The organism is Myxococcus sp. CA040A (assembly GCF_013336725.1).
Classification (GTDB): domain Bacteria; phylum Myxococcota; class Myxococcia; order Myxococcales; family Myxococcaceae; genus Myxococcus; species Myxococcus llanfairpwllgwyngyllgogerychwyrndrobwllllantysiliogogogochensis.
This window is the reverse complement of the sequence record NZ_JABUMR010000043.1, coordinates 1-863: the sequence shown is the minus strand read 5'-3', so window position 1 is coordinate 863 and position 863 is coordinate 1. Positions and strand designations below refer to the sequence as shown.

Sequence of the window (863 nt, the reverse complement as noted above, 5' to 3'; positions counted from 1 at the left end):
CCAGGGACGAGGAGGCACCGGCAAGCTGGGTGCGCCACCAGGCGATTTCGGAAGAGAGGACGTCGCCCTGGAGCCACTGGCGCTGCCAGACGGAGAAGTCGGCGTACTGGATGGGCAGCGGAGAAAGCTGGGCAGGCTCGCCCCCAGCGAACTGACGGTAGAAGGCGGCGAGTTCACGGACGATGACGCCGATGGACCAGCCGTCGGAGACGATGTGGTGATTGGTGATGAGGAGGAGGAACTCGTCATTGGTGAGGCGCACGAGAGTGGCGTGCACCAAGGGGCCACGAGACAGGTCGAAGGAGTGAAGAGCCTCCTCGCGCATGATCCGCTGGGCTTCGGAATCGCGAGCAGAGGAGTCCAGGGCGCGCAGGTCGACGACGGGCAGCGCTATGCGGACGTCGGGCAGGATGCGCTGGACGGGCTGGCCCTGGTGAATGGCGAAGTGGGTGCGCAGGGCCTCGTGACGCTGAATCAGCGCGTTGAGGGACTGGAGCAGTGCGTCCGCGTTGAGGTTGCCTGTGAGCTTGAGCGCCCAGGGGATGTTGTAGGTGGGAGCGCCGGGCTGGAGCTGGTCGAGGAACCAGAGGCGCTGCTGGGCGAATGAGAGAGGCAGCGGCTGGGCCCGGTCGACAGGGACGAGGGCCGGCTGGCGAGACGAGGAGCCGTGGAGCAAGTCGAGCCGCTCGGAGAGGAGAGCGACGGTGGGAGAAGAGAAGAGCTCACCGAGAGGCAACTCGACGTCGAAGGTGGAGCGGATGCGAGAGACGACTTGAGTGGCGAGGAGGGAGTGGCCGCCCAACTCGAAGAAGTCGCCGTGGATGCTGACGCGCTCCAGGCCGAGGACGTCGGAGAAGATGGAG

General features: G+C 66.2%; 1 protein-coding gene. It reads right to left on the bottom strand.

Going from position 1 to position 863, the window contains the following annotated elements; all coding sequences use genetic code 11:
- Positions 1 to 863 (bottom strand): condensation domain-containing protein (locus HUA75_RS46015; protein WP_174490135.1); only part of this gene is annotated, 863 nt, incomplete at both ends.